This window comes from Pseudomonas paralactis, assembly GCF_001439735.1.
Taxonomy (GTDB): Bacteria; Pseudomonadota; Gammaproteobacteria; order Pseudomonadales; family Pseudomonadaceae; genus Aquipseudomonas; species Aquipseudomonas paralactis.
In genome coordinates, this window is sequence record NZ_JYLN01000005.1 from 14388 (window position 1) to 36299 (window position 21912).

Annotated in this window: 2 protein-coding genes; both read left to right on the forward strand. The window is 62.6% G+C overall.

The genetic code is table 11. The annotated features are described in order from the left end of the window. Positions 1–93: 93 nt before the first annotated feature. The gene (locus tag TX23_RS14420; RefSeq protein ID WP_057702729.1) at positions 94–14127 is read left to right on the forward strand and encodes a non-ribosomal peptide synthase/polyketide synthase; all 14034 of its coding nucleotides are present in this window, start codon (positions 94–96) and stop codon (positions 14125–14127) included. A 3-nt stretch (positions 14128–14130) separates the two neighbouring features. Next, the gene (locus TX23_RS14425; RefSeq protein ID WP_082629625.1) at positions 14131–21912 is read left to right on the forward strand and encodes a non-ribosomal peptide synthetase; all 7782 of its coding nucleotides are present in this window, start codon (positions 14131–14133) and stop codon (positions 21910–21912) included.

The following is a 21912-nucleotide window of genomic DNA, read 5'->3' on the forward strand; positions in this document are numbered from 1 at the left end:
CCGCCTATCCCCCGCTAATTTTTCCCTTCCCGGTTCGTTTTATAGGGACGACGTGCCTTTGTGCTTCCCGCCTATTGCCCCGGATTCGAAGAAATGAATGCTGAAGACTCCTTGAAACTTGCTCGCCGGTTTATCGGGCTGCCCCTGGAAAAACGCCAACTGTTCCTGCAAGCCCTGCAGAAAGAGGGCGTGGATTTTTCCAGGTTTCCGATACCGGCAGGGGTGCAGGTTGAGGATCGCCAGGCGCTTTCCTACGCGCAGCAGCGCATGTGGTTTCTCTGGCAATTGGACCCGACCAGCGGCGCCTACAATTTGCCTGGTGCGGTGCGCTTGACCGGCGCGCTGTGCCTCTCTGCGATGGAGCAGGCGTTCGCCAGCCTGGTGGCGCGCCACGAAACCCTGCGCACGGTGTTCCAGCGTCAGGCTGACGAGCGCTTGACGCAGGTGGCGGTAGAACCGGCGGTAAAGGTCGAGCAGCTGGACGTCAGCGCCTTGCCGGCCGCCGAACGCGAGCAGGCCGTCAATGATGCCGCTACCCGCCAATCCCTGTTGCCGTTCGACCTGGAGCACGGCCCGCTGCTGCGTGTGCAACTGCTCAAACTCGCCGATCAAGAGCACGTGCTGCTGCTGACCCTGCACCACATCGTCTCCGATGGTTGGTCGATGAATGTGCTGATCGACGAGTTCATCCGTTGCTATGACGCCCATGAACGCAACGAAGAACCGCAATTGCCGGCGCTGCCGATCCAGTACAGCGACTATGCCCTGTGGCAACGCCGCTGGCTGGAAGCGGGGGAGCAGGCGCGCCAGTTGGAATACTGGCAGACGCGCCTGGGCGATGAACATCCGGTGCTGGAGCTGCCCACCGACCACGCGCGCCCGGCCATGCCCAGCTACCGAGGTACACGGCATAACTTCGCGATTGAGCCGGCATTGGCCGCGCAACTGCGCAGTTGCGCGCAACAACACAACGTCACGCTGTTCATGCTGCTGTTGGGCGCGTTCAATGTTTTGCTGCATCGCTACACCGGCCAGGGTGATATTCGCGTCGGTGTGCCGATTGCCAACCGCAACCGCACTGAAGTCGAAGGGCTGATCGGTTTCTTCGTCAACACCCAGGTGTTGCGCACCGAACTGAGCGGGCAAACCCGCGTCACCGAGCTGTTGCAAGGCATAAAGGAACACGCCCTGGGTGCCCAGGCCCATCAGGAATTGCCCTTCGAGCGGTTGGTAGAGGCGCTGAAAATCGAGCGCAACCTGAGTCATACGCCGCTGTTCCAGGTGATGTACAACCACCAGCCGGTCGTTGCCGACATCGCTTCGGTCAGCACGGCGTCCGGCCTGGAGCTGGCCCTGGTGCAATGGCAAGGTCGCACCACGCAGTTCGACCTGACCCTGGACACCTATGAAAAATCCGGCACCCTGCAGGCTGCGCTGACCTACGCCAATGACCTGTTTGACGCGCCTACCATCGAGCGCATGGCCCGCCACTGGATCAGCCTGTTACAGGCGATGGTGACGGAAGGTGACCTGCGTATCGGCGAGTTGCCGATGCTCGATGCGCATGAACAGCAACGGCTGGTCCACACCTGGAACCAGACCGCCGAGCCATATCCGACGGAGCGCGGGATCCATCACCTCATCCAAGAGCAGGTGCAACGCACGCCGGATGCACCGGCACTGGTGTTTGGCAGCACCACCTTGACCTACGCCCAACTTGATACGCGTGCCAACCAGTTGGCCCACGCCTTGGGCGAGCAGGGCGTAGGCCCCGACGTACTAGTGGGGATCTGCGTCGAGCGTTCTATCGAAATGGTGATTGGCCTGCTGGCGATTCTCAAGGCCGGTGGCGCCTACGTGCCCCTCGACCCCGAGTATCCGCAGGAACGCCTGGCCTACATGATCCAGGACAGCGGCATTCAACTATTGCTCAGCCAGCAAAGCCTGCTGGCCGTGCTGCCGGCCGCCGGTATCCAGGTGATTGCCCTGGATCAGCCCGCGCTGTGGCTCGACGGCTACAGTCACCAAGCGCCGACCGTCGCTACTGATGCGCTCAATCTCGCCTATGTGATCTACACCTCCGGCTCCACCGGCAAGCCCAAGGGCGCCGGCAACAGCCACCACGCACTGGTCAACCGCTTGAGCTGGATGCAGCAGGCGTATGGCCTGGGTGCCAATGACGCGGTCTTGCAGAAAACCCCGTTCAGCTTCGATGTGTCGGTGTGGGAGTTCTTTTGGCCGCTGATGACCGGCGCACGCCTGGTGGTTGCAGCGCCTGGCGAACACCGAGAGCCTGCGCGTTTGATCGAAACCATCGGCCGACACGCCATTACCACGTTGCACTTCGTGCCGTCGATGTTGCAGGCGTTTATCCATGAGCCGGGCGTACAGGCGTGCGCAAGCCTCGCGCGTATCGTCTGCAGCGGCGAAGCCTTGCCCCTGGATGCGCAACAGCAAGTGTTCGCCAAGTTGCCGACTGCGGCGCTGTACAACCTCTATGGCCCGACCGAGGCGGCCATCGACGTCACGCACTGGACCTGCATCGACGAAGGCGCCGACAGCGTGCCCATCGGCCGCCCCATCGCCAACCTCGGCACCTACGTGCTGGATGCGCAACTCAACCCGGTGCCGGCTGGCGTCAGCGGCGAACTCTACCTGGGCGGCGTTGGCCTGGCGCGCAGTTACCACCGGCGCCCGGCGCTCACCGCCGAGCGTTTTGTACCCAGCCCGTTTGTGACAGGCGAACGCCTGTATCGCACCGGTGACCGTGTGCGCCAGCGCGCCGATGGGGTGATCGAATACCTCGGCCGCCTCGATCACCAGGTCAAGTTGCGCGGCTTGCGTATCGAACTGGGCGAAATCGAAGCGCGCCTGCTGCAACATCCACATGTGCGCGAAGCAGTGGTGTTGGTGCAAGGTGGCAAACAATTGGTCGCGTACCTGGTGTATGAAGGCGAGGAGCCGACCGACCTCAAGCCCTGGCTGCTCGGCAGCCTGCCGGAATACATGGTGCCGACCCACTTCGTCACCCTGGCCAAGCTGCCGGTGACCGCCAACGGCAAACTTGACCGCAAGGCATTGCCAGTGCCGGATGCAGCGCTGCAACAGGCGTTTATCGCCCCGCAAGGCGACCTGCAAACAGCCCTGGCCGCGATCTGGAGCGATGTGCTCGGCGTTGAACAGGTTGGCCAGGACGATAACTTCTTCGAGCTGGGTGGCGACTCGATCATTTCTATCCAGGTGGTCAGTCGCGCCCGCCGAGCCGGTATCCGACTCAGCCCACGGGACCTGTTCCAGTACCAAAGCATCCGCAGCCTTTCGCGGGTGGCCAGCTTCGACCAAGTCAGCCTGATCGACCAGGGCCCGGTCAGCGGCGAGGTGATTCTGACCCCTGTGCAACAGCACTTTTTCACCCAGGCGATCCCCGCGCGTCAGCACTGGAACCAGTCGTTGCTGCTGACCGCGCGCGAGACGTTGCAGCCCGCGCGGCTGGAAGCGGCCTTGAACCAGTTGATCCAGCATCACGACGCCTTGCGCTTGCGCTTTGTGCAGCAGGCAGATGGCTGGCATCAGAGCCATGCAGCGCTGCCCGCCGAGCCGCTGCTGTGGCACTCCCAAGCCAACACCGACACCGAATTGGCCGCGCTCTGTGAAGAGGCCCAGCGCAGTCTTGACCTGGAACAAGGCCCGCTGCTGCGCGCCGCGTTGGTGAATATGGCCGATGGTAGCCAACACTTGCTACTGGTGATCCACCACTTGGTCGTCGATGGCGTGTCCTGGCGCATCCTGCTCGAAGACCTGCAACAGGCTTACCGCGAACAGCCGCTGCCGGCGAAAACCACTGCCTACCAGCACTGGGCGCAACAGTTGCAGAGCCACGCACAAACCCTTGACGCGCAACTGCCGTACTGGCAGGCGCAATCCATCGACGCCGAGTTGCCCTGCGACCACCCCGAGGGAGGCCTGCAAAATCGCTTGGGCATCAAGCTGGAAACGCGCCTCGACGCCGAACAGACCCGCCGCCTCCTGCAAGAGGCGCCAGCGGCGTACCGCACCCAGGTCAATGACCTATTGCTGACCGCCCTGGCGCGGGTGATCAGCCGCTGGAGTGAACAACCTGCCGCGTTGATCCAACTGGAGGGGCATGGTCGCGAGGACCTGTTCGACGACATCGACCTGAGCCGCACCGTCGGCTGGTTCACCAGCCTGTTCCCGGTGCGTCTGCACGCCGAAGGCGAGTTGTCCGATGCGATCAAATCGGTCAAGGAGCAACTGCGCGCCGTGCCCGACAAGGGCCTGGGCTACGGTGTACTGCGTTACCTGGGTTCGCCGCAGGCCCGCGAAAGCCTGGCGAACCTCGCTGCGCCACGCATTACGTTCAACTACCTGGGCCAGTTCGACCGTCAGTTCAATGAGTCAGCATTGTTTGTACCGGCAGGTGAGGGCAATGGCCGGGCCCAGGATCCCGAGGCACCGCTGGCCAACTGGTTGACGGTGGAAGGGCAGGTCTATGGCGGTGAACTGGCGCTGCAGTGGGGCTTCAGTCGCGAGATGTTTGACGTGTCGAGCGTCCAGCGTCTGGCGGATGAATACACCGCTGAACTCAAGGCGTTGATCGAGCATTGCTGTGCAGCACCGGCAGGGCAGGTGACTCCGTCGGATTTTCCGTTGGCACGTCTTACTCAGCAGCAACTGGATGCATTGCCCGTGGCGGGGTCGGCCATTGCCGATCTTTACCCGCTGTCGCCGATGCAGCAGGGCATGTTGTTCCACACGTTGCTTGCGCCCGAAGCCCAGTCTTATATCAACCAGTTGCGCCTCGACATCGAAGGGCTCGACCTATTGGCCTTCGGGCGTGCCTGGCAGGCCGCGCTGGATCGCCATGACACCCTGCGCAGCAGCTTCCACTGGTTGGGCATGGACAGTGCTCACCAGTTGATCCAGCACCAGGTTGACCTGCAACTGCAAGTGATTGAAGACCCGTATGCCGACTTCGACGCCCTGGCCCAGGCTGAACGTGAGCGCGGTTTCGCACTGAATGCCGCGCCGCTGTTTCGCCTGACCCTGGTGCGCGGCGCGGGCGCGGCCTGGCACCTGATTTTTACCAGCCACCACATTCTCATGGATGGCTGGAGCAACGCGCAGTTGCTTGGCGAAGTCATTACTCACTACGCAGGCCAGGCTGTGCCCGCACCACTGGGGCAATGGCGCGATTATCTGGGCTGGTTGCAACAGCAAGGCTCTGGCGAAGCGTTCTGGAAAGCCGCACTGGCAGCATTGCCGACGCCGACCTTGCTGTCCCAGGCACTGCGCAAGCCGGTGGACGGGATCGGCATGGCGGACCATCACGTGGCGCTGGATAGCGACGTTACCCGACGTCTCGGCGAGTTTGCGCGCCAGCACAAAGTGACCCTCAATACCGTGTTGCAAGGCGCCTGGAGCCTGCTGTTGCAGCGCTACACAGGCCAGGATTGCGTGGCCTTCGGCGCCACCGTGGCCGGGCGTTCTGCGCCACTGCCAGGGATCGAGCAGCAACTGGGCCTGTTCATCAATACCTTGCCGATCATCAGTGCAGCCTCGCCAGCCCAGTCGGTCGCAAGCTGGCTCGGCGAGTTGCAAGCGCTCAACCTCAGCCTGCGCGACCATGAGCATGTACCGCTCTACGATATCCAGGCTTGGGCCGGCCATCACGGCGCGCTGTTCGATACCTTGCTGGTGTTCGAAAACTTCCCGGTTGCCGAGGCGCTCAAGCAAGGCGCGCCGGCTGGCCTGACCTTCGGCCGCCTGCACAACCATGAACAAACGCACTACCCATTGACCCTGGGCATTGAGCTGGGGGCCAACCTGCGCCTGGAGTTCAGCTACGACCGTTCCCTGTTCAGCGAGCCGCAAGTCGCGCACCTGAGCGCCAACCTGCAACACCTGCTGGCGCAATTGCTCGCAGATGCCCATGTGCCCCTTGGTAACCTGCGCCTTCTCGACGCCACCGCACAGCAGAATATGCTCGCTCTCAGCCGGTCGGCCGCGGCTGCCCAGGGTGACGAGCGCGTGCATCAACGCATCGCTGCCCAAGCCCAGGCCACGCCAGACGCCATGGCTGTACTGGCGGGTGGCGAAGGCTTGACGTACGCCGAGCTAAACCAGCGGGCCAATCGTCTGGCCCATCGCCTATTGGAGCTTGGTGTCGGTCCCGGACAACGGGTGGGCCTGGCTTCGCGTCGTGGCCCACAGTTGATTGTCAGCCTGTTGGCGGTACTCAAAAGTGGCGCGGCCTACGTACCGCTGGACCCGAAATACCCCGTCGAGCGCCTGGCCTACATGCTCGCCGACAGCCGACTCAACCTGCTGCTCAGCGAAGTGGGTTTGCTCGTGGATCTGCCATTGCCCCAAGGACTGGCACGTGTGGATTTCACCGCCTGCGGTGACGAGCTGGCCGGCTACCCGGCGACCAACGTGCCCAACCCTGCCGCCGCTGCTGATCTGGCGTATGTGATCTACACCTCGGGCTCCACCGGTCAGCCCAAAGGTGTGGCCATCGATCATGCCGCCCTCGGTCAATTCTGCGACAGTGCCACGCTGTACAGCCGCTTGAGTGCCGAGGATCGCGTCTTGCAGTTTGCGACCTTCAGTTTCGACGGTTTTGTCGAGCAGTGCTTCCCGCCCTTGTGTGTGGGCGCAGCGTTGATCATGCGCAGTGATGAGCTGTGGGACGCCGGGCAACTGGCGCGGGAGATCGTCGAGCAAGGCGTAACCCTGGCCGATTTGCCGGCGGCCTACTGGTATCTGTTGGCGCAGGAATGTGCAGTGCACTGCCGCTCCCTGGGCAAGCTGCGCCAGGTGCATGTGGGCGGTGAAGCCATGGCGGTGGAGGGTGTACGTGCCTGGTATGCCGCAGGGCTTGGTCATGTGCGCCTGGTCAATACCTACGGGCCGACCGAAGCCACGGTGGTGTCCAGCGTGCATGACTGCCAGTTGACCGATGCCAACGACGCGTACGGCGTACCGATTGGGCGGGCGATTGCAGGGCGTGCGCTGTATGTGCTCGACAGCGGTTTCGAACTGCTAAGCACCGACGGTGTGGGCGAGTTATGCATCGGCGCCGAGGCGGGCTTGGCCCAGTGCTACTTCGATCGCCCGGCGCTCACTGCCGAGCGCTTCTTGCCTGACCCATTTTCCGCCATGCCCGGTGCGCGGCTTTATCGCAGTGGCGACCTGGCCCGGCACAACGCGGCGGGGGCGCTGGAATACGTGGGGCGTATCGACCATCAGGTGAAGATTCGCGGCCTGCGTATCGAAATGGGCGAGATCGAAGCCAGCCTGCAAGCCTTGCCCGACGTGCGTGAAGCGGCAGTGATTGCCCAGCCGAGCGCGATCGGCATGCAGTTGGTGGCGTATGTGGTACCCGCCGATGATCAGCAGTTGGAAGCGCAGGCACTGGCGACACGCTTGCGTCAGGCGTTACCGAATTACATGGTGCCGGGACATTGGGTGGTACTCGATGCCTTGCCGCTGAACAACAATGGCAAGCTCGACCGCCGGGCGCTGCCGGCACCGGATCTGAGCCAGGCGTGCGCCGTGTACGTGGCACCTCAGAGCCCTTTGCAGGTGCAGTTGGCAGCGATCTGGCAAGCGGTGCTGCACGTGGAGCGGGTTGGCCTGGACGACCACTTCTTCGAACGCGGCGGTCACTCGTTGCTGGCGACTCAGGTGATCTCACGGGTGCGTCACGACCTCAAGCTGGAAGTACCGTTGCGGGCCCTGTTCGAACAGCCGACGCTGGCAGCCTTCGCGGCGGCTTGCGCAGGCTTGACGGCCGATACGGCGCCAGCGCTCCAAGCGCTTGGACGTGAGCAGCCGCTGGCGTTGTCCTTTGCTCAGGAGCGTCAATGGTTCCTGTGGCAATTGGACCCGGCCAGCGCGGCTTACCATGTACCGACTGCATTGCACGTGCGCGGTCAACTCGACAGTGCGGCACTTGCACGCGCCGTCCAGGCCCTGGTGCAGCGTCATGAACCGCTGCGCACTACGTTTGTGGAGGCGGGCGAGCACACCTTGCAAGTCGTCCACCCCAGTCTGACCGTGCCGGTTGAGCAGCAAGCGATCGACGCCGATGCCATCGAGCACGCCGTCAGCGAAGAAATCCAGCGCCCGTTCGACCTGCTTGACGGCCCATTGATGCGCGTCAAGTTGCTGGTCGTCGCGCCTGAACACCACGTGCTGGTCATCACCCAACACCACATCATCTCTGATGGCTGGTCGATGCAGGTCATGATCGACGAGTTGGTAGCGCTGTACCAAGGTGACGCGGACTTGCCGGCCTTGCCGATCCAGTACGCCGACTATGCCCGTTGGCAGCGTGATTGGATGGCGGCAGGGGAGCAACAACGCCAGCTCGATTACTGGTGCGCCCGTCTGGGTAACGAACATCCGCTGCTGGACTTGCCGCTGGACCATCCGCGCCCAGCGGTGCAGAGCTATCGCGGCGCACGCCGGCAGATCCATCTTGACCGCGTGATGCTGGCTGAGCTCAAAGCCTTGGCCGAACGCCAGGACGTGACCTTGTTCATGCTCCTGCTGGCCTCGTTCCAGACCTTGCTGCACCGCTACAGCGGCCAGTCGCAGGTTCGCGTCGGCGTGCCGATCGCCAACCGTAATCGTCTCGAAACCGAGCGGCTGATGGGCTTCTTCGTCAATACCCAAGTGCTGCAGGCGCAGTTGCACGGGCAGATGCCTTTCGAGCAGTTGCTGGGCCAAGTCAAACGGCGCGCTTTGGAAGCCCAGGCCCATCAGGACCTGCCGTTCGAGCAACTTGTGCAGGTGTTGCAGCCGGAGCGCAGTCTGAGCCATAACCCGCTATTCCAGGTGATGTTCAATCATCAAAGCAGCCTGCGTTCGGGTTCAGTGCAACTGCCTGGCCTGGTGTTGCAGCCAATGGACTGGGCGGGTCACAGCACGCAGTTCGACTTGAACCTGGAAACCGAGGAATCGGCCGACGGCCTCTGGGCGTCCCTGACGTACGCCACCGACTTGTTTGACGCTGCAACCGTGGAGCGTCTGGCCGAGCATTGGCAAAATTTGCTGCGCGCGGTCGTGCACGATGCCTCCCAGACCCTGGATGAACTGGCGATGCTGAGCACGTCGCAATGGCAACAAATGGTGCACGACTGGAACCGCAGCGACACCCCATACCCACACGAACACTGCGTACACCAGCTGTTTGAGGCCCAGGCCGTGGCGCAACCCGACGCCATCGCGCTGCACTTCGACGAGGAGCGCCTGAGCTACGGTGAACTCAACCGCCGCGCCAATCGCCTGGCCCATCGTTTGATCGCCATGGGTGTCGGCCCGGACGTGCTGGTGGCAGTGCACGTGGAGCGTTCCCTGGACATGGTGGTCGGCTTGCTCGCGATTCTCAAGGCCGGTGGCGCCTATGTCCCACTCGACCCGCAATTCCCGGCAGAGCGCCTGGCGTTCATGCTCGAAGACAGCCGCGCCCGAGTGCTGCTGACCCAGGCGCACTTGCAAGGGCGCCTGGTGCAGCCGCAAGGCGTGCAGGTACTGATGGTCGAGGATGTCGGCACGCAGGCATATAACCCGCAGGTTGCCGTTACACCGCAAAATCTGGCCTACGTCATCTACACCTCCGGCTCCACCGGCAAGCCTAAAGGGGTGATGGTAGGCCACCAGGCGCTGTGCAGTTTTACCAGCGGTATGGCAGGCACCTTGGATATTGGCCGGCAGACGCGGCTGTTGTCGCTGACGACCTTCTCGTTCGATATCTTCGCCCTGGAGCTGTACGTGCCGCTGAGCATGTGCGGCACAGTGCTACTGAGCGCCCAGGACATGGCCCTCGACCCTGAGGCGATTCTCGAACTGGCCCAGCGTCAGGCCGCGAGTGTGCTGCAGGCCACGCCATCGAGCTGGCGCATGTTGCTCCATAGCCCGCGCGCCCATTTACTGAGTGGCATAACCTGTCTGTGCGGTGGTGAAGCGCTGCCAGCCGACTTGGCCCAGCGCCTGCTCGAGCTGCAAGGTCCCGTATGGAACCTCTATGGCCCGACAGAAACCACCATCTGGTCAGCGGCTCATCGTCTACACCAAGCGCAGCCTTTCGTTGGACGGCCCATTGCCAATACCGGGTTGTTTATCCTCAATCCCGGCCTCACGCCATGCCCGCAAGGCACGTCTGGCGAGCTGCTGATCGGCGGTGTCGGCCTGGCGCGCGGTTACCACAGGCAGCCGGCGCTGACTGCCGAACGCTTCGTGCCCAACCCGTTTGGGGCGCCGGGCGAACGCCTGTACCGCACCGGCGACCTGGCACGCTATCGGGCCGACGGCGTGGTGGAGTACATCGGGCGCGTCGACCATCAGGTCAAGGTCCGTGGTTTCCGGATCGAGCTGGGTGAAGTCGAAGCCTGCCTGCGTGTGCACGACGGTGTACGCGAAGCGGTGGTGCTGGCCGATAACGACCGCCTGATCGCCTATCTGGTCAGCACCGCACCGCAGCCACAGCAGGTGTACAAAGCCGCGCTGCGCGAGCGCCTGCCGGATTACATGGTGCCTGCGCACTGGATGTTTCTCGATAGCCTGCCCTTGACCCCCAACGGCAAGCTCGACCGCAAGGCGCTGCCCAAGCCGGAGGTTGGCGATTCACTCAAAGGCCATATAGCACCGGCAACCCTGCGCGAGCAGCAGGTGGCGGCCATCTGGGCCGAAGTGCTGGAGGTGCCGCAGGTTGGCCTCGACGACCACTTCTTCGAGCTGGGTGGTCATTCATTGCTGGCTACACGGGTGGTATCGCGGGTGCGCCAGGCCCTGAAGCTGGAAGTTGCGCTCAAGACCTTGTTCGAACACCCGCTGCTGAGTGATTTCGTACGGGCCTTGGGCGAGGAGGGCGTTACTGCACCGGCGTTGCTCCAGGCCGATCGCACGCAGCCTTTGCCGCTGTCCTATGCCCAGGAGCGCCAGTGGTTCCTCTGGCAGTTGGACCCCACCAGCGCTGCGTACCATATCCCCAGCGTCTTGCGTTTGCAGGGCCCGCTGGACCAGGCTGCGCTGCAGCGCAGCTTCGACAGTCTGTTGGCCCGCCATGAAAGCTTGCGCACGCATTTTCAGCAGGACGCCAGCGGGGCGTGGCAGGTGATTGGGGCGGTTGGCCGCCTCGATATCGAGCGCGTCGACAGCGATTACGCTGGCCTCAAGGCACAGGTTGCGCAGGTGGTTGCACGTCCGTTCGACCTGCTGCGCGGGCCACTGCTGCGGGTCAAGTTGTTGCGTCTGGCCGAGGACGACCATGTGCTGGTGCTGGTGCAGCACCACATCGTCTCTGATGGCTGGTCGATGCAACTGATGGTCGAGGCGTTGGTGCAGCTGTATGCCAGCTTCAGCCAGGGTCAAACCCCAAGCCTGCCGGTACTGCCGATCCAGTACGCTGACTATGCCGTGTGGCAACGCGACTGGATGGCGGCGGGTGAGCAGGCGCGTCAATTGGCCTACTGGCGTAAGCAGCTGGGCGGCGAGCAGCCAGTGCTGGAGTTGCCGTTCGACCACCAGCGCCCGGCACAGCCAAGCCATCGCGGCGCACGCCTGGGCGTCGAGCTGGCCCCCGCGCTGCTGAACAGCTTGCGCAGCCTGGCGCGCAGCGCGGGTGTAACGCTGCCGATGGTGCTGCTGGCGTCTTACCAGGCATTGTTGCATCGCTACAGCGGCCAGGAAGACGTGCGCGTGGGCGTGCCGATTGCCAACCGCAACCGTCTGGAAACCGAGGGGTTGATCGGCTTTTTCGTCAACACCCAAGTGCTCAAGGCCGATATCCATGGGCAAATGAGCACCGAGCAATTGCTGCACCAGGTGCGCCAGCGTTCCCTGGAGGCCCAGGCTCACCAGGACCTGCCGTTCGAACAGCTTGTGCAGGCATTGCAACCGGAGCGCAGCCTGAGCCTGAGCCCGTTGTTCCAAGTGTTGTTCAACCACCGGGTGAGCGCTGCCGACAGCCATCTGCATCGCCTGGCCGACCTGCACGTTGAAGTCCTGGGTTTGGACGAAGGTGTGGCCCAGTTCGACCTGGCGCTGGATGTGGAAGAAAGCCCGACGGCCCTGCGTGCCTCCCTGAGTTATGCCACCGACCTGTTCGCTGTGGCGACCATCGAGCGCATGGCCGGGCATTGGCAGAACCTGTTGCGGGCAATGGTGGTTGACCCAAAACAACCCATCAGTCAATTGAGCCTGCTGGGTGAAGATGAGCAACAGCTGATTCTTGAGCTGTGGAACCAGACCGACGCCGGTTTTTCAGCCGAGCGCCTGGTGCACCAATTGGTCGGCGACCGCGCCCGGGAAACCCCGGACGCGGTGGCGGTGAAATTCGATGCTCAAACCCTGACTTACGGTGAACTGGATCGCCAGGCCAACTGCCTGGCCCATGCCCTGATCGCCCGTGGCGTTGGCCCGGAAGTGCGGGTGGCCATCGCCATGCCGCGCAGTGCCGAGATCATGGTGGCGTTCCTGGCGGTGATGAAAGCCGGGGGCGTGTATGTGCCGCTGGATATCGAATACCCGCGTGATCGGTTGCTGTACATGATGCAAGACAGCCGTGCGCAACTGCTGCTGACTCACAGCCGGGCGCTGCAGCAACTGCCAGTCCCCGAGGGCCTGGATACCCTGGCGATTGATCGCGCCGAAGAATGGGTCGGTTACAGCGATACGGCCCCGGATGTGGCGCTGGACGGCGACAACCTCGCCTACGTGATCTACACCTCCGGTTCCACCGGTTTACCCAAGGGCGTGGCGGTGTCACACGGTCCGTTGGTGGCGCATATCATCGCCACTGGTGAGCGCTATGAAACCTCACCGGCCGATTGCGAACTGCACTTCATGTCCTTTGCCTTCGACGGTTCCCACGAAGGCTGGATGCACCCGCTGATCAACGGTGCCAGCGTGTTGATCCGTGACGACAGCCTGTGGCTGCCGGAATACACCTATGAGCAGATGCACTGCCACAAGGTGACCATGGCGGTGTTCCCGCCGGTGTACCTGCAGCAGTTGGCCGAACATGCCGAGCGCGACGGCAATCCACCGGCAGTGCGGGTGTACTGCTTTGGCGGTGATGCCGTTGCTCAAGCCAGCTATGACCTGGCGTGGCGCGCGCTGAAGCCTAAATACCTGTTCAACGGCTACGGCCCGACGGAAACCGTGGTCACACCGCTGTTGTGGAAGGCCCGTAAAGGTGATCCCTGCGGCGCTGTCTACGCGCCCATCGGCACCTTGCTGGGTAACCGCAGCGGTTATGTTCTGGATGCGCAGCTGAATCTGCAACCCATCGGTGTGGCCGGTGAGTTGTACCTGGGTGGCGAGGGCGTGGCCCGGGGTTATCTGGAGCGTCCGGCACTGACTGCCGAGCGTTTCGTGCCAGACCCGTTCGGCAAGCCCGGCAGCCGTGTGTATCGCAGCGGCGACCTGACCCGTGGGCGTCCGGATGGCGTAGTGGATTACCTGGGGCGTGTCGACCATCAGGTGAAGATCCGCGGTTTCCGTATCGAACTGGGGGAAATCGAAGCGCGTTTGCGCGAGCAAGCCAGCGTTGGTGAAACCGTGGTGGTGGCCCAGGAAGGCCCGACCGGCAAGCAACTGGTGGCTTATGTGGTGCCGGCCGACGCCAGCCTGGCCGACCACGGCGAGTTCCGTGATGCCCTGCGCCGCGCCCTGAAAGCCGACCTGCCGGACTACATGGTGCCCAGCCACTTCGTATTCCTGGTGCAGATGCCGCTGACCCCCAATGGCAAGCTCGACCGCAAGGGCCTGCCGCTGCCGGATGCGAGCCAGATGCAGCAGCACTACGTGGCCCCGCAATCGGAGCTGGAGCAGCAGATCGCGGCAATCTGGGCCGACGTCCTGCACCTGCGGCAAGTGGGCTTGAACGACAACTTCTTCGAAGTCGGCGGTCATTCCTTGTTGGCGATCCAGATCACCTCACGGGTGCAAGCCGAATTGGGCCTGGATGTACCGCTGATGGAACTGTTCCAGACCGAATCGCTGCGTGCCTATGTGCAGGCCGCAGCCACTTTCCGCGCTGGCAGCGTGGAAGATTTTGATGACCTTCGTGACTTTTTGAGCGAACTAGAGGCGATTTGAACCATGCTTTCCAACCCTAATATTGACCTGGTGTCGCGCTTTCTTCGCTTGCCTCTGGAGCAGCGCCAGCAGTTTTACCAGCGCCTGCAAAGCCGGGGCATGAGTTTCGCTCAACTGCCGATTGCCTCGGTCCGCGAGGACGGCAAACATCTGCCGCTGTCCTACGCTCAGGAGCGCCAGTGGTTTCTTTGGCAACTGGATCCGGACAGCGCCGCCTATCACGTACCCGGTGCGTTACGTCTGAGCGGCCGCTTGAACAAGGTCGCACTGCAACGCTGTTTCGACAGCCTGGTGACGCGGCATGAAAGTCTGCGTACTCGCCTGCATCTGGACGCCGAGCAGCGCACCCAGGAGGTACTGGGCGACGCAGTGATCGAGATCGCCGAAAGCGCAGTCGACGAAACACAGCTCAAGGCCCGTGTCGAAGCCGAAATTGCCCGTCCCTTCGACCTGCAGCAAGGGCCGTTGCTGCGGGTCAGCTTGTTTGCCGTCAGTGAAGAGGAGCACGTGTTGGTGCTGGTGCAGCACCATATTGTCTCCGACGGTTGGTCGATGGGGGTGATGGTGCAGGAACTGATGCAGCTCTACGCCGCGTACAGTCAAGGCCAGAACTGTGTTCTAGCGCCGCTGCCTATCCAGTACGCCGACTACGCGTTGTGGCAGCGCAGCTGGATGGAGGCGGGGGAGAAGGCGCGTCAATTGGCGTACTGGCGCGAACTGCTCAGCGGCGTGCAGCCGGTGCTGGAATTGCCGTTCGACCAGCCGCGGCCGGCACAACAGAGCTTTCGGGGGGCACGCCAGGACATTGCACTGGAGCCTTCACTGGTTGCAGGGTTGAAGGCTCTGGCCCAGCGTGAAGGTGTGACGATGTTCATGCTGCTGCTGGCATCCTTCCAGGCATTTTTGTACCGCTACAGTGGCCAGCAGGATATTCGCGTTGGTGTGCCGATTGCCAACCGCAACCGCGTCGAGACCGAATCGCTGATTGGCTTTTTCGTCAATACGCAAGTGCTCAAGGCCGACCTCGACGGTCAGATGAGTTTTGCCCAGCTATTGGCGCACACCAAGCGTCGTGCGCTGGAGGCCCAGGCCCATCAGGACTTACCCTTCGAGCAGTTGGTGGAAGCGTTGCAACCGGAGCGCAGCCTGAGTCATAACCCGCTGTTCCAGGTAATGTTCAGCCATCAGGCCAACTCGCCCATCGTCGCCCGGCAGTTGCCGGGCCTGAGCGTGGCCAACCTGGAATGGGACAGCCATAGCGCCCAGTTTGACCTGAGCCTGGATACCCAGGAGAGCGGTGATGCCATCTGGGCTTCCCTGACTTACGCCACCGACCTGTTTGAGGCCGCCACAGTGTCGCGCATGGCCGAACATTGGCTGAGCCTGTTGCGTGCCGCCGTGATGAACAGCGCGTCGACCTTGCAGGACCTGGCAACACTCAGCAACCATGAGCGCGAGCACATCCTCTGTAAATGGAATGCCACCGAGCGCGATTACCCGCAAGGGCAATGGGTGCATCAGTTGATCGAAGCCCAGGCGCTGGCCCAGCCAGAGGCGCCGGCGTTGTGCCTGCACGACCTTACCCTGAGCTACGCCGAACTGAACCGTCGCGCCAACCGCCTGGCGCATCGCCTGATCGCAACAGGCGTAGGCCCAGACGTGCTGGTGGGTCTGGCGGTGGAGCGTTCCATCGAAATGGTGGTCGGCCTGCTGGCTGTGCTCAAGGCCGGTGGTGCCTATGTACCGATGGACCCGGAATACCCGCGTGAGCGGCTGGCCTACATGCTTGAAGACAGTGGCGTGAAATTGCTGCTGACGCAGGCGCACCTGCGTGAGCAACTGCCGATTCCTGCAGGGCTGCAAACCCTGGTGCTGGGCGAGTCTGCATTTGAGACCTACAGCGACGTCGACCCCGGGATTGCCCTGGACGGCGAAAACCTTGCCTACGTCATCTACACGTCCGGCTCCACCGGCCAACCCAAAGGCGCGGGTAACCGCCATTCAGCGTTGCTCAACCGGCTGCAATGGATGCAGGAAGCCTACACATTGGACGCCCGTGACACGGTGCTGCAAAAGACGCCGTTCAGCTTCGACGTGTCGGTGTGGGAATTTTTCTGGCCATTGATGATCGGCGCCCGCCTGGTGATGGCGGCGCCGGGTGATCACCGTGATCCGGCCAGGCTGATCCACCTGATTAACCAACAGCGAGTCACCACTCTGCACTTTGTGCCGTCGATGTTGCAGGCGTTCCTGCAGGATCAGGCAGTGTCGACCTGCCAAAGCCTGCGACGCATCGTGTGCAGCGGTGAAGCATTGCCGGCGGATGCACAGCAGCAGGTACTGGCCAAGCTGCCGCACGCGGCGCTCTACAATCTGTACGGACCGACCGAAGCCGCCATTGACGTGACTCACTGGACCTGCGTCGATGAAGGTCGCGACGCCGTGCCGATTGGCCGGCCGATTGCCAACCTGGGCTGCTACATCCTCGACAGCAATTTCGAACCCGTGCCGGTTGGGGTGCTGGGCGAGTTGTACTTGGGCGGTGTCGGCCTGGCGCGTGGTTACCACCGGCGCCCGGCACTGACCGCCGAGCGTTTCGTCGCCCATCCGTTTATCAAGGGTGAGCGCCTGTACCGCACCGGCGACCTGGCGCGCTACCGTGAAAGCGGCGTGATCGAGTACGCCGGGCGTATCGACCATCAGGTCAAACTGCGCGGGTTGCGTATCGAGCTGGGAGAAATCGAGGCGCGCCTGCTGGAACACGACTGGGTGCGCGAGACGGCTGTACTGGCTGTCGATGGTAAATATCTGGTGGGTTACCTGGTTCTGCAAAACGCCGTCGATGGCTGGCGTGACGTGCTGAGTGTTCACCTGGGCAAACACCTGCCGGACTATATGGTCCCCGCACAGTGGATGCTGCTGGAGCAGATGCCGCTGAGCTCCAATGGCAAGCTCGATCGCAAGGCTCTGCCCAAACCCGAAGCCACGCACCATTACGAAGCTCCCCACAGTGTGCTGGAGCAGCAGATCGCCGCGATCTGGGCCCAAGTGCTGGGCGTTGAACAGGTGGGTTTGAACGACAATTTCTTCGAGCGTGGTGGTGATTCAATCATTTCCATTCAAGTGGTCAGCCGCGCCCGTGCCGCCGGTATCCATTTCACCGCCAAGGCGCTGTTTCTGCATCAGACCGTGCGCAGCCTGGCGCGTGTGGCGCAATTGCAGACAGCGCAAGTGATCGATCAAGGCCCGGTGCAGGGAGAGACGTTGTTGCTGCCGTTCCAGCAGTTGTTCTTCGAGATGGATCTGCCCGACCGGCACCACTGGAACCAGTCTCTGCTGCTGACGCCGCGTCAGGCCATGCGTGGCGACCAACTGGAAGCTGCATTGCAGGCGCTTATCCAGCACCACGATGTGCTGCGCCTAAGCTTCACACCGCAAGCTGGGGGCTGGACCGCACGACATGACGCGCAAGCCACAACACTGCTGTGGCAGGCGAGCGTGCACGACGCCGCGCAGTTGCAAGCCCTGTGCGAGCGTGCCCAGCGCAGTCTCGACCTGCAACAAGGCCAGTTGCTGCGAGCGGTACTCGCTGACATGGCCGACGGTTCTCAGCGCCTGTTGCTGGTTATGCACCATTTGGTGGTGGACGGTGTGTCCTGGCGGGTATTGCTTGAAGACCTGCAAAGCCTGTATCGCCAACAGGCATTGCCGGCCAAGACCACGTCGTTCAAGGCCTGGGCCGAGCGTTTGCAGGCCCATGCCCGCAGCGCAGCAGTACAGCCGGAAAAACACTTCTGGCTGCAACAGCTCCAAAGCGTGCCTACCGACTTGCCGTGCCGTGATCCGCAAGGTGCGCGTCCCGGCTACCTGGCGCAAACGGTGGTCAGCCAACTGGACGCCGAGCACACCCGGCAATTATTGCAACAGGCGCCCACGGCCTACCGCACGCAGATCAACGACTTGCTGCTGACGGCCCTGGCACGTGTCATCTGCCAGTGGACCGGGCAGCCTTGCAGCCTGATCCAACTTGAAGGCCATGGTCGCGAAGAGCTGTTCGACGACATCGACCTGACCCGTACCCTGGGCTGGTTCACCAGCCTGTTTCCAGTGCGCCTGACTCCTGCCGAATCGCTTGCTGCGTCAATCAAGCAGATCAAGGAGCAACTGCGCGCCGTACCCGACAAAGGCTTGGGCTTCGGCGCGCTGCGCTACCTGGGTGATGACGCCACGCGCCAGGCGTTCAGTGAGTTGCCGGTGCCGCGCATCACCTTCAATTACCTGGGCCAGATCGACGGTAGCTTTGACCAGCCGGACGGCTTGTTCGTACCGGCAGCAGAAAGCGCGGGTGCCGAGCAAAGCCCGGATGCACCATTGGGCAACTGGTTGACACTCAACGGTCAGGTATTCGGCGCAGAGCTGCACATGGGCTGGACGTTCAGCCCGTTGATGTTCGACGTGGCGCAGATCGAAGCCTTGAGCCAGGCATTCACCCGCGAACTGACGGCGTTGGTGGAGCATTGCTGCGCCCCCGGCAACCACGGCGTGACGGCGTCCGACTTCCCGTTGTCGCGCCTGAACCAGCAGCAGTTGGAATCCTTACCCTTGGCGGCACAGGCGATTGAAGACATTTACACCTTGTCGCCCATGCAGCAGGGCATGCTGTTCCACACCCTGTACGAACAGGCGGCCGGCGACTACATCAACCAGATCCGCGTGACAGCCGAGGGCCTGGATGTGGCACGGTTCCAGCGGGCCTGGGATGCCACGGTACACGCCCATGACGTGTTGCGCAGTGGGTACTTCTGGGAGGGTCAGCTGGAATGGCCGTGCCAGGTGGTGTACCGCGAGGCCCGTTTGCCGATCGAGCTCCTGGACTGGCGCACAATGCCGGAGCGCGAACTGGCGCTGCAAAATCTGCAGCAAGCTCAGCGTCGCCAGGGCTTTGACCTGACCAAGGCGCCGCTAGTACGCCTGGTACTGGTGCGTACCGATGAGCAGCGCTATGAGCTGATCTATACTAACCATCACATTTTGATGGACGGTTGGAGCAATTCGCGTCTGTTCGGCGAAGTGCTGCAACGTTATGCCGGTGTGGCGGTGCCTGAAGCGGTTGGGCGCTACCGCGATTACATCGGCTGGTTGCAGCAGCGTGATGCCGGCGCGACCGAAGCCTTCTGGCGTGAGCAGTTGAGTGCGCTGCAGGCACCGACTCGCTTGGGCAGCAATCAGCCAATGGCAACGGACGGGCATGGCGAGCACCTGTTGAGCCTGGATCGGCTGCTGACGGGGCGCCTGGAGTCCTTTGCGCGCAGCCATAAGGTCACGCTCAACACCCTGATCCAGGCAGCGTGGCTGGTTCTGTTGCAGCGCCATAGCGGGCAGTCGGTGGTGACCTTCGGCGCCACCGTGGCCGGGCGCCCGGCGGATCTGGTGGGGGTAGAGCAGCAGATCGGTCTGTTCATCAACACGTTGCCGGTGATCTGTGCAGTGGATGACCAGCAGTGCGTGGCGCACTGGTTGCAAGCGGTGCAGGCGCAGAACCTGGCCTTGCGCGAGCATGAACATACCGGGTTGTACGATATTCAGCGTTGGGCCGGGCAGGGCGGTGAGGCGTTGTTCGATAACATCCTGGTGTTTGAAAACTACCCGGTGTCCAAGGCCCTGGAACAGAGCGGTGGCAGTGGTATCCGTTTTGGCCTGCCCGATTCCCGCGAGCAAACCAGCTTCCCGTTGACCGTGCTGGTAGACGTCGGTGACACGCTGTCGGTGCAGTTCAGCTTTGCCCGTGCATATTTCGCTGCAAGCACGGTGCAAGCCTTCGGTCGCCATCTGGTCAATGTGCTCCAAGCCATGCTCCAGGGCGGTCAGCAACGCCTGGGTGACCTGACGATGCTGGATGTGACTGAGCGTCAGCAAATGCTACAGGACTGGAACGCTACCGAGCGCGATTACCCGTTGCAGCAATGCGTGCATCAACTGATTGAACAGCAGGTGGCGCGCACGCCCGACGCGGCGGCCGTGGTTTTTGCCGGGCAGCGTCTAAGCTACTCCGCGCTGAATCGTCGTGCCAACTGCCTGGCTCATCGCTTGATCGAAGCCGGCGTGGGCCCGGACGTGCTGGTGGGCTTGGCGGCGGAGCGCTCCATAGAGATGGTCGTTGGCTTGCTGGCAGTCCTCAAGGCTGGTGGTGCTTATGTGCCGCTGGACCCGCAATATCCTCGTGAGCGCCTGGCCTACATGCTGCAAGACAGTGGCGTGAAACTGCTGCTGACGCAGGCGCATTTGCGTGAGCAACTGCCGATTCCAGACGGGTTGGATAGCCTGTTGCTGAGTGAAAACGGCTTCGACGGCTACAGCGATGCCAACCCGGCGATCGCCCTGGAGGGCGAAAACCTCGCCTACGTGATCTACACCTCTGGTTCAACCGGCCAGCCCAAGGGCGCCGGCAACCGGCACTGTGCCCTGACGAACCGCCTGCAATGGATGCAGGAGGCATACGGCCTGGAGGCCGGCGACAGCGTGCTGCAAAAGACCCCGTTCAGTTTCGACGTGTCGGTGTGGGAGTTCTTCTGGCCGCTGATGGTGGGTTCACGCTTGGTGGTCGCAGCCCCTGGCGATCACCGCGACCCGGCCAGGCTGATCAGTCTGATCAATCAGGAGAACGTCACCACGCTGCACTTCGTACCGTCGATGTTGCAAACATTCCTGCAAGATTCGGCGGTGCCCACCTGCCAAAGCCTGCGCCGCATTGTGTGCAGTGGTGAGGCGTTGCCGGTGGATGCCCAGCAACAAGTCTTTGCCAAACTGCCGCAAGCCGCACTCTACAACCTCTACGGCCCGACCGAAGCCGCCATCGATGTAACGCACTGGGCCTGTGTCGAGGAAGGCCGCGACGCGGTGCCGATTGGCCGTCCGATTGCCAACCTCGGCTGCTACATCCTCGACGACAATTTCGAACTGGTACCGGTCGGTGTGCTCGGTGAACTGTACCTGGGGGGGGTCGGCCTGGCCCGTGGTTACCACCGCCGTGCAGCGCTGACTGCCGAGCGCTTCGTCGCAAACCCCTTCGTCAAGGGCGAGCGCTTGTATCGCACCGGTGACCTGGCGCGCTACCGCGAAGACGGTGTGATTGAGTACGCCGGGCGTATCGACCATCAGGTCAAGCTGCGCGGCCTGCGCATCGAGTTGGGTGAGATCGAAGCGCGTCTGTTGGAGCATAGCCTGGTGCGTGAAGCCGCCGTGTTGGCAGTCGACGGCAAATATCTGGTGGGCTACCTGGTGTTGCAACACGCCGGCGATGACTGGCGTGATGTGCTGAGTGCCCATCTGGCTCAACATCTGCCGGACTACATGGTCCCGGCCCAGTGGGTGCTGCTGGAGCAAATGCCGCTAAGCCCCAATGGCAAGCTGGATCGAAAGGCCCTGCCGAAGGTGGACGCCAACCTGCAAGCCCGGGAATACGTCGCTCCGCGCAGCGAGCAGGAACAACGGATCGCCGCTATTTGGGCGCAGGTACTGGAGGTAGACCGGGTGGGCCTGAACGACAACTTCTTTGAGCTGGGCGGGCATTCTCTGCTGGCAACCCAAGTGGTGGTGCGCCTGCGCGAGCAGTTGCACGCTGAATTCGACGTCAAATCGATTTTCACCGCCCCGACACTGGCCGATTTCAGTGCCCATGTGGCGACCAAACAGGCAAATAATTTGCCAGTGCAGGACGCATTGGCTAAATCCTTGGAGGCCCTCAAACGTCTATCAGCAGAAGATCTGGATAAATTGATTTCCTGA

Excerpts from the sequence above, each read along its gene's own strand:
- TX23_RS14420 (WP_057702729.1), top strand. The coding sequence starts at position 94 with ATGAATGCTGAAGACTCCTTGAAACTTGCTCGCCGGTTTATCGGGCTG.
- TX23_RS14425 (WP_082629625.1), top strand. The coding sequence starts at position 14,131 with ATGCTTTCCAACCCTAATATTGACCTGGTGTCGCGCTTTCTTCGCTTG.